Below are 14,900 nucleotides of genomic sequence, written 5' to 3' on the forward strand. Positions count from 1 at the left end.
GAATTCAACATAATGCCCTTAAAGCCATGCGCGTTTTTGCGGGCTTTAACCACATAAAAATTCGCATATTTAGGTGACTTGCCATTATTATGGGGATGAAGATTCCTGATTCAAGCCTCTTTAATGCGGAAATGCTATGAAAAATCCATGTAACGTGATCGCGATTATCGGAAAACCAAGAGATCAACAAGCAATTCAAACTCATAAAGAGTTGTACCAATGGTTGACCTCTGAGGGCTATAAAGTATTCATTGACGATCGCCTTGCCGCAATACTGGATGATATCCCACAGAGTCAGTTTGCTAGCTTAGTTGAACTAGGAAAAAATGCCGATCTAGCCATTGTGGTTGGTGGCGATGGCAACATGCTAGGTGCAGCAAGAATTTTATCCCGATTTGATGTACCAGTTATAGGCGTGAACCGTGGAAATCTGGGCTTCTTAACTGACTTGAACCCAGACGACTTCCAAGCGTCTCTGCAAGCGGTACTCGACGGTGAGTATATTGAAGAGGAGCGTTTTCTTTTAGAGGCGGAAGTACACCGCCACGGACAAATAAAGAGTCATAACGCTGCGCTAAACGAAGCCGTACTTCACCCAGGGCAAATTGCCCATATGATTGAATTTGAAGTGTACATAGATGAAAGCTTCGCCTTCTCTTTACGGGCCGACGGTTTGATTGTCTCCACTCCGACTGGCTCGACGGCATATTCACTTTCTGGCGGCGGCCCAATTCTTTCTCCTAGCTTGAATGCCATTTCACTCGTGCCAATGTTCCCGCATACATTGTCGAGTCGACCTTTGGTGGTTGATGGAAAACGTCGAATTAAATTGGTGGTATCACCAGAAAACCGTGGAACACAAGAAGTTAGCTGTGATGGACAAGTCTCACTTCCAGTTACCCCTGGCGACGAAATTCACATCTATCAAAGTCCAAATGTACTAAAGCTCATCCATCCAAAAGACTACAGCTACTATCACGTCTTACGGAATAAGCTTGGCTGGTCTAGTAAATTGTTCTAACACTTGTTACTCAGGGTAATAACTTCAATAAAAAAGCCAGCAGCTCAATTGCTACTGGCTTTTGGCTTTCTTAGACAAGAAATAGACACAAAGTAGTGAGGCGACACGATATTTGTCATCATTAAAGAGAAGCTTATAAATTTTGATCCTGTGGGCAAACTTTACACAAAAGATAGAAAAGCAAATTCAATGATCTATGTCCGGTGATATTCTCACCATGAATAGAGTATTAACTCTATTTCATACAATCAATAAAGGACATATTATGAAGAAAACCATCATTCTGTCTGTTCTCAGTACATTAGCACTTATTGGCTGCCAATCAGAGGAAACGCAAGTCAACAGTGTGTCCAATGCAAAAGCGGAAGATATCACTAAGACGAAACGGGCCCTAGCTCAACAATTGAGTGAGAATTATGCTGCCATTGAACCCATGCTGAGAAGAGATATTACTCCGCAACAGACTAACGTGTCTGTATCAGCATTTGTTAAGCAAAACCCTAACTCAGAGTTCAGCCGCCAGCTTGTACAAGCTGACACTCAAATTCGTAGCTGGAAAGGTATTTCTGAATACTCTGATCAGTTGTTAGAAGTTCGCTTGGCAAATGAAGCCATGATAACAGCATGGCAAAGTGGCGAGGTCGAGCCATTATTTGCATTTGAACCAAGTGGTGATGATGAGAATTGGCAATACATCGAAGCATTTGATGTTTATGGCAACATCCATCAACTCGATGTTTACCAGCTCCCTGAGGTACCTGTACTTGTCGTTGATAACAATAGCTCTGCAGAGCTAAAAGCAGGCTTGCAAGCTATGCAAGCTGAGATGAAAAAACTCGGTCAACCAGCTTTAGTTCAACCATATATTGCTGATGAACAACGCCAAAATACACCGCTATTGTCAAGTAGCGCAGTGGGCGAAGCGGCTCCAATTCAAACCACGCAGTTGAAAAAGATCCGTCTAGCCGATGACAAAGAACCTTGGATCTCTGGCAAGGCAGAAATCTACGCTATCGTAACGGGCGTCAATCCAAGTCGTGATGAACCTACTCTCGATTTGGTGGAGCTTCCATACTTAGACTACGATAACCAAGATTACTATCCAAATCAGATCATTATTCACTGGTCTCGTTACCGCTGGGGTGCGGCAGACATTGTGCTCATGGAGCAAGATGACGGCACAGACTATAAACAATTGGCAAAACTCCTTGTTCAAGTTGCCGAAGAAGTATTGAAAGCGATTCCAGATCCAGAAGTTCAGGCTTACGCGATTATTCCGCAAATCACGAACAAGATCATCGACACTATCCCCGATGGTGTACTCACGAATGATGATGACTTCGTCGACGTTTACTACACTCTAATGCAAGATACTTCATACGTAGATCACCCAGGTGCAGGTGTGAATGCAGTCGTCACACTAGAACCACTAACGATTAACCCAACTCGTCCGTAACCTGTTCAATTTTAATGAGTCGTTGTAATCACATCGGCTCATTTTTCCCACTTCATCACAAAAAAACAGCCTACAAAGAAAATTTTCCCTACCTGACTTTACTGTATAAAGAAACAGTATATACTGTTCCCTTATACAGTATTGTTCAGTTATACAGGTAAATAAAATGCTGGCTCATCTAAGTGTTAATAATTTTGCGATTGTTAAGTCTTTACAACTCGAGCTTTCTAAGGGCATGACCACCATTACAGGTGAAACAGGCGCGGGTAAATCCATTGCTATCGATGCTTTAGGGCTCTGCTTAGGCGGACGAGCCGATGCCGGCATGGTGCGACAAGGTGAAGAGAAAACCGAAGTTAGCGCCGCTTTTTTATTGGACAACAACTTACATGCAACACGTTGGTTAGAAGATAACGATCTGCTAGATGGCAGTGAGTGTATTTTGCGTCGTATTATCACAAAAGAAGGCCGCTCAAGAGCCTTCATTAATGGCAGCCCTGTTCCACTATCACAACTCAAATCTCTAGGGCAGCTACTTATCAATATCCATGGGCAGCACGCTCATCATCAATTGATGAAAAGTGAGCACCAAATGGCCATGCTCGACCAATATGCTGGGCATTTAAACCTACTAAAAAGCACACGAAGTGCTTACCAGCATTGGCGTCAGGCGGATAATAACCTCAAGCAGCTAAAAGAAAATAGCCAGCAAAACCAGGCGCAAAAACAGTTGCTTGAATACCAAATCAAAGAACTGAATGAGTTATCGCTAGGTGAAGAAGAATTTGCAGAGCTCGAGCAAGAGCATAAACGACTATCCAACAGTGGTGAACTCGCCACTACCTGTCAGCAAGCCATCGAACTTATTTACGAAGGTGAAGAAGTCAATGCGCTTGGTATTTTGCAATCGGCCAATCACTCCCTAATTCAATTAGCCGAATTAGATGAAAAGCTATCTGAGCTACCTAACATGCTGTCAGAAGCGATGATTCAACTTGAAGAAACGAAGAATGAATTACGCAGCTACTTAGATGGCATCGATGTTGATCCAGCTCGTATGGCTTATGTAGAAGAACGTTTTTCTAAAGTGATGTCTGTAGCTCGTAAACACCACGTAATGCCAGAAGAACTCTACCAGCATCATCAAGATCTTCTGGCCCAAGTAGAAGCGTTAGATTGCTCCGATGAACGTTTAGATGAACTTGCTCAAGAAGTAGAACACAAGTACCAAAGCTTTCTAACACAAGCAGAAAAACTGCACAAATCACGCAGCCGTTACGCAAAAGAACTGAACAAACTGATCACACAAAGCATGCACGAATTGAGCATGGAGAAAGCAGTATTCAGTATCGAAGTTAGCAATGACAACACGCACCCATCGCCGCTTGGCATGGACAGCGTGTGCTTCTTAGTATCGACCAACCCGGGACAACCATTGCAACCTATAGCAAAAGTTGCGTCAGGCGGTGAGCTATCACGTATCTCTCTAGCTATCCAAGTGATCACCGCTCAGAAAGTAGATACACCAAGTTTAATCTTCGATGAAGTGGACGTAGGTATTAGTGGCCCAACAGCTGCCGTAGTGGGCAAAATGCTACGCAAGCTTGGCGAATCTACTCAAGTATTGTGTGTCACTCACCTCCCTCAAGTTGCCGGATGCGGCCATCAACAAATGTTTGTTGCTAAGCAAACCAAAGCAGGCCAAACCGAAACCCAAATGCACGCATTAGATGAACAACAACGTGTGGCAGAATTAGCTCGCTTACTTGGTGGTAGTCAAATAACCGACTCAACGTTGGCAAACGCAAAAGAACTGCTTATCGCCGCTTAATAAATCGACAAGGGATGAGATATGGATATCAGAGCAATACACAAAACCAACTGCTTAGATCTCATCCCTATTTTTATTGAGTTAGAACATTACTACTTCAAAGAAAAAGCTTCATCAAAACACGATCTGGTCCATTATCTAAAGAGCCAAGTCTTCTCTGAACATTCTGGTGTTAATATCATTGCGGTTTACGATAATGATGACGTCGTAGGCTTTGCATCTTATACCGTCATGTTCCCTGCCCCAAAACTCTCAGGGCAGATGTACTTAAAAGATCTGTTCGTATCTTCGAAGGTTCGAGGAAAAGGGGTTGGTCTCAAGTTAATGAAGTATCTGGCATCTTTGGCGATCAAGTGTGGATGCCAAAGGTTGGACTGGACAGCTGAAAGTAGTAACCCTACCGCAGGTCAGTTTTACCGCTCAATTGGTGCAACACTAATTCATGAAAAAGAGTATTATCGTTTTTCAGGTGATGCATTACGCGAATTCGCCAAAACCGACTAACGAGTCACTAGGCTTTGCTCACCGCTGAAAGCGTCCATCACCCTACTTCCGATTGAAATTTGCTCTTCGTCACCTAACTAATACGTCATGTGGTGACATTTACCGCCTAATATCGGTGAATAAATGCAACTCAACTCAAAATTCGTTGTCAGATTGTCTACCATACGACGCATAGCTTTTTACATCTGCGTCGAGCTTGTTTATTATCAGCGCAGTATTTTAAAGGTTACTAAGAAATTATTATGCAATTAAAGAAGTGGTTAGTTGCCGTACCATTAGCAATGACATTGCTGACAGGATGTTCGGTATTGGAAAGACTGGTTTATCGTATTGATATCAACCAAGGCAACTATGTAGAACAAAGTGCGGTTGATAAATTAAAGTTTGGGATGACTAAAGCACAGGTTCGCTTCGTATTAGGGTCGCCAATGCTTATTGAAAACGGCTATCCAAACACTTGGTATTACATCTATCATCATACTCCTGGCCATGGCGAACCAGTACAGAAAGATCTGATTGTAAACTTTAATGACCAAGGCACACTCGCAGACATCAGTGGTGACTTTCCAAAAAGTGACGCATTTTACGAGCAAATTCAGTAAACTGACTTTTGCAAAAAAACCTCCCGTTTGGGAGGTTTTTTATTATATAGAAATCACGTTAGTCAAACTTTGAGTAACTCACATGAGCTATTGGGTTTATATTAATCCTGCTTATTTTTACGTACAGAACTAGGCTTGCCACCGGTGACTGGGTCTGCACTCCCCTCGGCTTTAGCCTGCTCCGCCCGTTTACGGCGAATCTCTTTCGGATCGGCGAGTAACGGACGATAAATCTCTATTCGATCTCGATCTCGAACGGTCGCATCTAACTTCACGTTACGACTAAACACACCCACTTTGTTCTTGGACAAATCAATTTCAGGGTACAACTCCAATACACCGGATTGTCGAATGATCTCTTCTACCGTTGCGTGATTATTTACCACTAAGTTAAATACACGCTGTTCATGAGGAAGAGCATAGACAACCTCAACGTGAATCATATCTGACTCAATACTCATAACACTCGTAGACCTGTTTTGCGCGTTTAGTAAATGCATTTACCATATTACTAGTAAGCTCGTTAAAAATCTTACCGAAGGCCATCTCAATCATTTTACTTGAGAATTCAAACTCAAGCTTTAGTTCAACCTTGCAAGCTTGTTCATCTAGCGCGGTAAAAATCCAACCACCACGCAACGTCTTAAACGGGCCATCCACCAAGTTCATCATAATTGCCTGACCGGGGATCAACTCATTTGAAGTCGTAAACGTTTTGCTGATTCCAGCCTTCGCCACATCGACAGAAGCCACCATACCATTCCCCGAAGACTCAATGATTCTAGAGCCCGAGCAACCAGGCAGAAATTCAGGGTATTTAGCAACATCATTAACCAGATTGAACATCTGTTCGGCGCTAAAAGACACAAGCGCAGAACGGCTGACTTGCTTCATACATACTCCTATCGATACATGTACAGATTTAAAGCTACTCGCCAATTTTACTTTTATTCCACGATTGCGCAAATAAAAGGATTTCCTATCCGATATCCAACCCGTATAATGACGCTATTATGGCAAAGAAAAAAACGAAACAAAAAGCGGGTAGCAATACTATCGCGCTGAATAAAAAAGCTCGCCACGAGTATTTCATCGATGATGAAATCGAAGCTGGCTTGGAGCTCCAAGGTTGGGAAGTGAAAGCCCTTCGCCAAGGTAAAGCCAATATTTCTGAAAGTTACGTATTTATGCGTGACGGTGAAGCCTTTGTGAGTGGCATGACAATCACTCCTTTAAATCAGGCATCGACACACGTTGTGGCGAACCCTACACGTGTGCGTAAACTACTAATGAGTCGTCGTGAGCTGGATAACCTATTCGGACGTGTAAACCGTGAAGGTATGACATTAACGGCCCTCTCACTGTACTGGTCTCGCTCTTGGGTGAAACTAAAAATTGGCGTAGCAAAAGGTAAAAAGCTGCACGATAAACGTACGGATCTAAAAGAAAAAGACTGGGCAAGAGAAAAAGCACGCGTAATGAAGAGCGCGCTGCGTTAATCTTGACCACTTAAACGCATAGTACTGGACAGCCAATGCTTTTCTGTTACTATGCGAATATTACCTGGGGCTGATTTAGGATTCGACGGGAATTCAGAAGTCTGAGGTGCATGCCGAGGTGCGGTAGGCCTCGTTAACAAACCGCAAAAAAATAGTCGCAAACGACGAAAACTACGCACTAGCAGCTTAATAACCTGCTAAGAGCTCTCTCGCCCTAGCTTCCGCACGTAAGACGGGGATCAACGAGGGATCAAACCCAAACGCGCTAGCCCGGATTCTCCCGCCTGAGAGATGAACGGCGAATTTTAATTCAGGCTAGTCATTCATTAGCGTGTCGGTTCGCAGGTGGGTGGCGAAATTAAAGATCGACTAAGCATGTAGTACCAATGATGAACGGTTTTCGGACGCGGGTTCAACTCCCGCCAGCTCCACCAAACGTTTGGAAAAGGCCACCTTCGGGTGGCCTTTTTTGTATCAACTAAAATAGTCTCTTTTTTCAAACATTCATGCTTTCTGAAATCTTACTACATGGATTACCGCATACCTTTGGCCCATGTAGGTTTACAAACTCGTTGAGTATTAATCAGTAAACAAGAAGTTCATAAGTACTAATCAAAAAGGCAGAAAGCATGGTACTAAAAGCCCTGCAACTTAAAAGTCTTCTGCTTACCTATCCTTTCTAAGAGATAACTAGATCTAAGTCTAAAGCCTATACTCATCTCCCTCGATGAATTGATTGATGCATTCATTGTTAGTTCCTACTCGCTTGTTTCATTACAACTCTATCGATGTAATGACTACAAATAGTAGTTACAAAAAATAATGTAACTCTAATTACAAAATTAACCTTAGATATTGAATAGAAACACAACATATATAGATTTTTAAATTTCAAAATGAAAGTATTGTTGTGAAAAATTAAGTTGCTGGAATTATTACCGTCATATTGGTGAGCATTGTAATGAATTTTGAAGAAAGTAAATTGAATGACGAACACGTTAATCAATACACACCGAAAATCAATGGTGTGTTAACAAAGAAAGGAAAACCACTTAGTAGCCTGAAGGTTAGCCTTAGTATTGGTTTAAGCACCTCAGGGAAATCAATAGACTTATCAACATTCACAGACAGTACTGGTCGCTTTGAATTTTCTCCAGTCTATGAAAATAAAAACATCGTAAGCACTCCTCTTATTGAGCACTATGTAACTATTGTTTTAGTCGCAGAACTCAGTAATGATGAAAGTACTATTATTTGGGAAGGAAGCTTTGATGGTTATAAAATAGAGGATTACGTAAAAAATAACATGGCTAACCTTTCTTGTGACACTGAGAACCCTCTTAAGTACTTTGCTTTTTCAATTGATGATGAAGAAAACGATGACTACTACGTGAACAGTCAATGTAACTTATTTGGTTATATAGACTCTGACTTGTATGGAAATTAAATAATGCACTCATGATGCAACTCCAGTTCCTATGTCTCCTCTTTGGCCATTTACTCACGGTGGTATTGAGTATCGGCTAGATGGAAGTTCTGGCATCTACTTCTGCGCTCATGGACTAGGAAAAAAATCTGTTCCGGGTTATGTCAATACAGCTACAAGTAATGAGTGGTCGGCACTACAACCCAAATCTCAAGCTTACCTAGAACGCAACGTATTTCTTGACTTCAACAATAGATATAATGCTCGGATGACTGATGGTTGGGTAAGTAAAATAGTCTCTTCAACTTTGACTTTACTAAGAATTTCAGGTCTGGGTCATATAATACAACAGATGCGACCGTAGGCCTTGCTACTTGGGTTCAATTAGCTAATTTCAGAGCTAAAAGATGAATGTAACGAACACGTGCGCGGTATTATAGGCCACATAAATGTAATGTCAGGCAATGCGGAAATTAACCTATCTAATATTACTTGTAGAGCAATAAATCTTTGTTTTTCAAGGTTAGTAAAAGGCTAGACAGTCATGCTAGTAACGTATTAAATACCCTGGAGTAACAACAAAATAAATTAGCCATCGTTTTATATATACGCTTCATCGGTCTTAAATTATTTGAATCATAAATAATAAAAGTGCGAAGCTATTTTGCTTCGCACTTTTATTGAGTTCAGCACGGCTAACTATATTAGAAGCGATACTCTACACCTAGTGATGCTTGGTTAAAGTCTGTTTCCGTGTTTGCACCGTTCGCGACATTCTCCGCATTGAGTTCTACGTCGTACCACATATATTCTGCGTTAACTAAGAAGTTATCAGTAACTTTAAAACCAACACCGGCACCAGCGAATACACCTTCATCATCTTTGTTGCCTTGGAAGCCCGCAACGTTGTAATCCGTCGAGTACCACATTTGACCGCCTTTTGCGTAAAGGTCGACACGATCAGCAATAGGGGCTGTAACTTTTAGTGCTGCGGTGTAACCGTCCGTTTCGGCATTTGCTAGGTTATTACCATAGCTACCGAAATCAATGTAACCACCCTCCAACGCCAAGTAAGGATTAAAACGGTAACCAACTAAACCTTGAATAACATCGCTGTCATCATCAAAGTCATCTTGTCCATCAACTTTTAAGTAACCGTAGTTGGCGCCAACATATACACCATGATCGTTGGAGTCCGCAGCATGTGATAAAGTACTAAACGTTGCTAAAGAAAAAAGGCTAATCAAAGTAACAACATTGCTTTTCATTTCGTTCTCCTAATATAAGTTCCATTGAAGGTTCGAATAGTAAAGAGCAAATGCAATGCCAACTTTAAATTAATGAAAAATATATTTAATTTTATAGAATACTGACAATCCTCTAAAGAACGCCAAACAAAAATAGAAAAAAAGAGCTGTCTGTTTACTTTATATAAACAATACTAAATTGAGGTTAATCGCTGATGTGAAAAAGATTCTTGTTAATTTGTAGATTTTTCAAAGAAATTAAATAAACATCTAAAATACTCTTGTAGATTAATCCTTCAAAAAACGCTTAGCTAGTTTTTATAAGAAAGGAAGCTAATCACACATACGTTGCATCTTACTTTGCTTCAAGCCGTGAATATTCTACTCTTTGCCTAAGCAGAGTTTAATGGAACTGAAGTATGTTAAAAGGCAGTGAATACCCTTCTATTCGAGCATTAAGGACGTTTGTCGCGGTCTCTAATTACCTCAGTTTCTCTAAAGCAGCGGATGCCCTATGTATTACGCAAAGCGCAGTAAGCAAACAAATCGCATCGCTGGAGCAATTGGTGGGTTTACCTTTAATACAAAGAGGGGCGAGTGGTATTGAGTTAACCGAAGAAGGCAAGCGTTATCTGCCGCAAGTCACAGAAGCTTTGGAGCTTATTCAGCATGCAACTGCCAACTTAATCCAGTCAGATTCAAAGCAAGAATTACTCACCGTGGACGTAACCCCTTCTTTTGCCAGTCTTTGGTTGATACCTAATATTGATGACTTCCACCAGCAACATCCTAACATCCGAGTAAGAGTCTGTACTGGGGATGGGAACGTCAAAGATTCGAGCAACGAAAGTGACTTACATATTCGCTGCCTTCCATTATCCACACATTATGAATACAGCCACTTACTGTGCGAAGAAACATTGTTATTAGTCGGTTGCACAAATGCTCCTGCAATTGAGAGTGTGCACGCTGTTAGTAATTATCCGTTTATACCTCAAATCACTCGCCCTCAGCTATGGGAGCAATTTAAAACTGTCTACACTGTAGAATCTCCCGTTACCTATCAACCTGTAGGCGTCGAACATTTTTACCTAGCTTGCGAAGCTGTCAGAATGGGAAAAGGGCTCGCCTTGCTTCCTGATTTTATGGCGCAGTATTCGATTTTAAGAGGGGACATTCAGCATGTTCTCAACCTCTCTTTACAGAGCGGTTATGGTTATTACGTGATGATTCCAAATTATCGACTTTCAGCTAAAAAAGTAGTGGCATTTCACGAATGGCTGAAGAGCAAGCTAAGTTAATGTTGTTTCTTTAAACTCGTTTAGGTAAACCAAAACAACTCAAAGACTTCGGTATCTGTCTGCTCAAATTTATGGCATTCTCATCCATACTATTTAAAAAGGATAAATGGATAGTAGGATATGGACAGCAACACGCCAAGACTCTCTTTACGCACCATTGAGCCGACCGATTACCCAGAGCTCGCGGAATTAATGGACCTTGTTTTTCCTGATGTTGGTGGCTCATGGCCACGCCTGACCATCATGGATCTTATTCATCAGTTTCCTGATGGACAAATCTGTATTGAGGATAACGGAAAAATTGTCGGCGCAGCGCTAACAATCAAAGTGGACTACAACCGGTTTTCACTTCCTCACCTGTACACCGACATCATCACCGAGAACAACGTCATCCAAAACCAAGTGACCGGTGACGCAATGTATGGTCTCGATGTATTTGTTCACCCGGACTACCGTGGGCTGCGTTTAGGTCGCCGTCTGTATGATGCGCGTAAAGAACTTTGCCGGAGTAAGAATTTCAAAGCAATTTTAGCCGGTGGTCGCATCCCGAATTACCACAAATATGCTGACGAACTGAGCGTGGCTGAATACATCGACAAGATAAAACGCCGTGAGCTTCACGATCCTATTTTGTCTTTTCAGCTTGCAAACGACTTCGATGTCAAACGTATTATGCGTGGTTACTTGCCAGAGGATAGTGCTTCTAAAGGCTACGCAACTCTGCTGGAGTGGGATAACTTCTTCTACGAAGAGGATATTCAATCCGTACATGATGTAGAAAAAACGCTGATTCGTATTGGTGTTGTGCAGTGGCAAATGCGCGCCATGAATGACTTAGAGGACTTGCTCGATCAGGCTGAGTTCTTCATTTCTTCTCTTGCGAACTACAAAGCCGATTTCGCCCTATTCCCTGAATTCTTTAACGCGCCGCTGATGGGCTTGCAAAACGACCAAAATTCCGTCGAAGCAATTCGCTTTTTGGCTAGCTTTACAGAAGAGATCAAAAACCGCTTCTCGCAGATGGCAGTCACCTACAACATCAACATTATTGCTGGCAGTATGCCCGTCATCGAAGATGGCAAGTTGTATAATGTGGCCTACTTACTGCAACGAGATGGTGAAATAAACGCTCAATATAAGATTCACATCACGCCCCATGAGCAAAAAGACTGGGTGATCGACGGTGGTGACAATGTTCAGGTGTTCGAAACCGATGCAGGCAAAGTCGGCATACTGATTTGTTATGACAGCGAGTTCCCAGAGTTGGGAAGAATGCTCGCCGAGCAAGGCGCACAAATTGTGTTCGTTCCTTTCTGGACAGACACAAAAAATGGCTACCAACGAGTACGAATCTGTTCCCAATCACGAGCCATCGAAAACGAATGCTACGTTGCAATTGGGGGCAGTGTCGGCAACTTACCTCGTGTTGATAATGTCGATATCCAGTACGCACAATCTGCCGTATTCTCACCGTCGGATATCTATTTCCCACACGATGCGACCTTGACAGAAGCAAGCGCCAACACCGAAATGATAATCTTCGCTGATGTTGATTTGACTAAGTTGAAACAGCTTAATACCGAAGGCTCTGTCACCAACTTACGTCATCGCCGCCTTGATTTGTATGGCGCATTCACCAAAGCCAAAGAGTCATAAGGATCTCCCTAGTTCGCCGCTACCAAAGAGCGTGGCGGCGAGTAAAGCCAGCTGCAGGTTGATTCTGCGCAATTATCAGAGGCATGTCAGTTTTTCTCAACGGTGAGAAACAAGAATTGACCCAATAGGACATTCGGAGTATCACTCCAACTTCGTTCCGCTTTTATTAGGGGAAAGCTTTTGGAACATATTAACGAACTTCTCATGTCAATGAAGCCTTTGCTTGAGCAATACGGCTACGTTGCGCTGATTGTCAGTATATTTCTAGAAGGGATAGGTATCCCGATGCCTGGTCAATCACTGATGATCGCGGCATCTTTGCTCTCGTCAGAACAAGTCATGAACCTAAGTATGGTAATGATGGTATCGTGGCTGAGCTGCTTTTTTGGTAATACCTGTGGCTACTTAATCGGTTATTACTTTGAGGGGTGGTTAGATAAAAAAGGCTACATTTCCGGCCCGAAGATGCAAACGCTTCAATTGACTATCCAGAAATACGGCCCTACGTGCTTGGTGGTCAGCCGCTTTATTGAAGGAATGAAGCAATTTATGCCTCTTGCATGCGGTATCGCGAAAATGCCACGTAGAGAGTTTTTGCTCGGTAACGCCCTCGCGGCGACGGTTTGGGTATTGGTATTCAGCTTGTTAACTCACTTTGCATTTGAACATTTAAGCGTGTTGAGCAACCTGTACACCGAATACAAATATCTGGTATGGGCATTTGCTGCTGTCTTATTTACGTGGATGGTTTTAGGTATTGTTAAACGCAAAAAAGCCAAATCAATGCAATAACGACAGTCTCTTCATTAGCGCATAACTAAAGCTCGTGGTATCAGTGAGATACGCAACACGAGCTTTTATCTTTTTCTTTACGTGTAAAACTTAAACAGCCATTTAGACGTCTAGACGTTGACAATGCGTAAATGTGATATTAGTCTGCTCTTCTCTCTTATTATTAACATTGTCGTTTACATGTCCGGTTCCCAACAAACAACTAAAACAGTTGCACCGTCTGCGGTCGCACTGATCCCATTAATTGTATTCCTTGCGCTATTTATTGGCGTAGGCACTTACTTATCTTTGCAAGGCGTGGAATTTGCCTTCTACCAGCTGCCTGCACCCATCGCGGTATTACCAGCCATCATCATTGCGTTTCTTTTAAGTAAAGAGAAACTTAACCGCTCAATCGAACACTTCATGCGTGGTGTTGGCCACCCAGACATCATCGCAATGTGTATGATCTATCTGCTTGCTGGTGCCTTTGCTGCGGTAGCAAAAGCCTCTGGCGGTGTTGATGCAACGGTGAACCTTGGTTTATCCGCAATTCCAACCAGTATGATTTTACCGGGCATTTTTCTGATTTCTGCTTTTATCGCAACAGCAATGGGCACTTCGATGGGTACCATCGCAGCCGTTGCACCCGTAGCGTTAGGCATTGCTGAATCAGCCGGGATGAGCTTACCGTTAACCGCAGGCGTTGTGCTGAGCGGCGCTATGTTTGGTGACAACCTTTCTATCATCTCTGACACCACGATCGCGGCGACACGCTCTCAAGGTTGTGAGATGAAAGACAAGTTTAAAGAGAACATTCGTATTGCTTTGCCTGCCGCGTTGATCGCGATTGCAGTGTTCGCTTTCAACAGTACCGCGACTCAAGTGCCTGAAACTGGCGATATTGAGTGGCTAAAAGTCTTGCCGTACATCACTATTTTGATCCTAGCGGTATCTGGTGTGAATGTGTTTGTGGTTCTGTCGATTGGCATTCTTTTGGCTGGCGGCGTGAGCTTGGCATCGATTGACAATTACGGACTAACTAATCTAGCCCAAGACGTTTACAAAGGCTTTGGTAACATGCAAGAGATCTTCTTGTTATCCATGTTGATTGGTGGTTTGAGTGAACTGATGCGTCGCCAAGGTGGTCTTGCTTTTCTAACAAATTTCGTTAGTAGCCTTATCCACGCGTTTGGCTCTAGCCACTCTAAGCATGCGAACAGTCGTGCAAGCGAGCTAGGTATTGCAGGTTTGGTTTCAATGGTCAATGGCTGTACGGCAAACAACACCGTAGCCATCATTGTATCGGGCAGCGTTGCTCGCCAACTGGCGGAAGAGAATAATGTCTCTCCTCGCCGCTCAGCAAGCTTATTAGACATTTTCTCATGCGTGGTGCAGGGCGTGTTGCCTTACGGTGCTCAAGTACTGCTGCTAGGTTCCGTGTTCAACCTCTCGCCACTTGAAGTAGTTGCCAATTCTTACTACTGTTTTGCATTAGCGATAGCGGCTGTTGTCGCGGTGTTTATCAAACATCCCGCTCGTCAACCTGTAGCGCAAACTGAGAACTAACGACAAATACCGAAAAG

14 protein-coding genes and 1 other RNA gene are annotated in these 14,900 nt (G+C 42.7%); 12 read left to right on the forward strand and 3 right to left on the reverse strand.

Annotated features, from left to right (window positions below; translation table 11 throughout):
• Positions 1-136 precede the first annotated feature (136 nt).
• From nadK to bamE, 5 genes are all read left to right on the forward strand, one after another.
• Positions 137-1,021: an NAD(+) kinase gene (gene nadK, locus R7E29_RS00885; protein ID WP_005381631.1), complete on the forward strand. Its 885-nt coding sequence runs from the start codon at positions 137-139 to the stop codon at positions 1,019-1,021.
• Positions 1,022-1,286: 265 nt separating this feature from the next.
• Complete coding sequence (locus tag R7E29_RS00890) at positions 1,287-2,477, forward strand: DUF3103 domain-containing protein (RefSeq protein WP_005383752.1); 1,191 nt, start codon at positions 1,287-1,289, stop codon at positions 2,475-2,477.
• Positions 2,478-2,643: 166 nt separating this feature from the next.
• Positions 2,644-4,308, forward strand: coding sequence for a DNA repair protein RecN (gene recN, locus R7E29_RS00895; protein WP_005383750.1), 1,665 nt, complete (start codon positions 2,644-2,646; stop codon positions 4,306-4,308).
• Positions 4,309-4,329: 21 nt separating this feature from the next.
• On the forward strand, positions 4,330-4,812 hold the full coding sequence (locus R7E29_RS00900) for a GNAT family N-acetyltransferase (RefSeq protein ID WP_005381636.1): 483 nt from the start codon (positions 4,330-4,332) through the stop codon (positions 4,810-4,812).
• Positions 4,813-5,054: 242 nt separating this feature from the next.
• Positions 5,055-5,414, forward strand: coding sequence for an outer membrane protein assembly factor BamE (gene bamE, locus R7E29_RS00905; protein WP_017820585.1), 360 nt, complete (start codon positions 5,055-5,057; stop codon positions 5,412-5,414).
• Between the two features lie 101 nt (positions 5,415-5,515).
• Here the strand turns inward: bamE and R7E29_RS00910 are convergent, their stop codons facing one another.
• Both R7E29_RS00910 and R7E29_RS00915 read right to left on the reverse strand, forming a co-directional pair.
• Entirely contained in the window at positions 5,516-5,875 is a 360-nt protein-coding gene (locus tag R7E29_RS00910; RefSeq protein ID WP_005381640.1) for an RnfH family protein, read from the reverse strand.
• A complete protein-coding gene (locus R7E29_RS00915) occupies positions 5,865-6,308 on the reverse strand; it encodes an SRPBCC family protein (RefSeq protein ID WP_005381641.1) in 444 nt (147 codons plus the stop codon). The genes R7E29_RS00910 and R7E29_RS00915 overlap by 11 nt, the downstream gene beginning before the upstream one ends.
• A gap of 119 nt (positions 6,309-6,427) precedes the next feature.
• Here R7E29_RS00915 and smpB point away from each other — a divergent pair, with 119 nt between their 5' ends.
• The 3 genes from smpB (at position 6,428) to R7E29_RS00930 (ending at position 8,360) form a co-directional block, all read left to right on the forward strand.
• On the forward strand, positions 6,428-6,913 hold the full coding sequence (smpB, locus tag R7E29_RS00920) for an SsrA-binding protein SmpB (protein WP_005381642.1): 486 nt from the start codon (positions 6,428-6,430) through the stop codon (positions 6,911-6,913).
• A gap of 66 nt (positions 6,914-6,979) precedes the next feature.
• Positions 6,980-7,347, forward strand: a transfer-messenger RNA (tmRNA) gene (gene ssrA / locus R7E29_RS00925).
• 527 nt (positions 7,348-7,874) lie between these two features.
• Entirely contained in the window at positions 7,875-8,360 is a 486-nt protein-coding gene (locus tag R7E29_RS00930; RefSeq protein ID WP_318082376.1) for a DUF6795 domain-containing protein, read from the forward strand.
• A 683-nt stretch (positions 8,361-9,043) separates the two neighbouring features.
• Here the strand turns inward: R7E29_RS00930 and R7E29_RS00935 are convergent.
• Entirely contained in the window at positions 9,044-9,607 is a 564-nt protein-coding gene (locus tag R7E29_RS00935; RefSeq protein ID WP_005381668.1) for a porin family protein, read from the reverse strand.
• A gap of 398 nt (positions 9,608-10,005) precedes the next feature.
• Between R7E29_RS00935 and R7E29_RS00940 the strand changes: the two genes are divergently transcribed.
• The 4 genes from R7E29_RS00940 (at position 10,006) to R7E29_RS00955 (ending at position 14,883) form a co-directional block, all read left to right on the forward strand.
• Complete coding sequence (locus R7E29_RS00940; RefSeq protein WP_176310825.1) at positions 10,006-10,887, forward strand: LysR family transcriptional regulator; 882 nt, start codon at positions 10,006-10,008, stop codon at positions 10,885-10,887.
• 120 nt (positions 10,888-11,007) lie between these two features.
• Complete coding sequence (locus R7E29_RS00945; RefSeq protein WP_005381670.1) at positions 11,008-12,543, forward strand: bifunctional GNAT family N-acetyltransferase/carbon-nitrogen hydrolase family protein; 1,536 nt, start codon at positions 11,008-11,010, stop codon at positions 12,541-12,543.
• Positions 12,544-12,747: 204 nt separating this feature from the next.
• Positions 12,748-13,335 carry a DedA family protein gene (locus tag R7E29_RS00950; protein ID WP_005383738.1) on the forward strand — a complete coding sequence of 196 codons (588 nt, stop codon included), beginning with the start codon at positions 12,748-12,750 and terminating at the stop codon, positions 13,333-13,335.
• 180 nt (positions 13,336-13,515) lie between these two features.
• The gene (locus R7E29_RS00955; protein ID WP_017635705.1) at positions 13,516-14,883 is read left to right on the forward strand and encodes a Na+/H+ antiporter NhaC family protein; all 1,368 of its coding nucleotides are present in this window, start codon (positions 13,516-13,518) and stop codon (positions 14,881-14,883) included.
• The last annotated feature ends 17 nt before the right edge of the window (positions 14,884-14,900 follow it).

Source organism: Vibrio sp. Vb1729, assembly GCF_033338655.1.
Taxonomy (GTDB): domain Bacteria; phylum Pseudomonadota; class Gammaproteobacteria; order Enterobacterales; family Vibrionaceae; genus Vibrio; species Vibrio alginolyticus.